Origin of the sequence: Paenilisteria portnoyi, from assembly GCF_014322795.1 — a bacterium.
GTDB lineage: Bacteria > Bacillota > Bacilli > Lactobacillales > Listeriaceae > Listeria_A > Listeria_A portnoyi.
Genome location: NZ_JAASTT010000058.1, coordinates 1 through 525 on the forward strand (window position 1 = coordinate 1; position 525 = coordinate 525).

A 525-nucleotide genomic window follows, 5' to 3' on the forward strand; every position below is an offset into this window, starting at 1 on the left:
TTAAAATCCATTTTTTTAGGCAAGCCGTTTCTTCGAAGAATCCCGTTGGAATTCTCATTGAGTGGGCGTTGACAAGGCTTTCCTGCATCTGCAAAGAAGATGTCCATGTCATGTTGATTAGCCGTCTGCTTCCACCTTTGAGAATTCCTTTCCATTGTCAAAGGTGATCGATTTAAAAAAATGGGAAGGGAAGCCAGACAACCATTGGTGCAAGGCCTCTTCGATGGAGACCGCTTTACGACTAACGACTTTTAACACCATGATGGCTTTAGATGTCCGTTCCACCAGCGTAATCAACGCACTTTTATGATCTTTTCCGACAATCGTATCGCCTTCAAGGTGCCCAAATTCTGCGTCGAAACGGGGAAAAGCAACAGCTCTGTCTTCCAACCGACGTTTGAAGGCCTCTTTTCCGCGCTTCTCCCGATGCCCATTTGGTTTGCGTTTTCCTTTCATAGGCAACTGTTTTTTGTCAAATATGCCTTCGGAAAACATGCGATACAAGGTTTTCATCGAACACGGAAA

At 44.8% G+C, this 525-nt stretch carries 1 pseudogene; it reads right to left on the bottom strand.

Annotated elements, in window-relative coordinates:
• Positions 1-525: pseudogene (locus tag HCJ66_RS15950) on the bottom strand (IS30 family transposase); the annotation flags it as partial.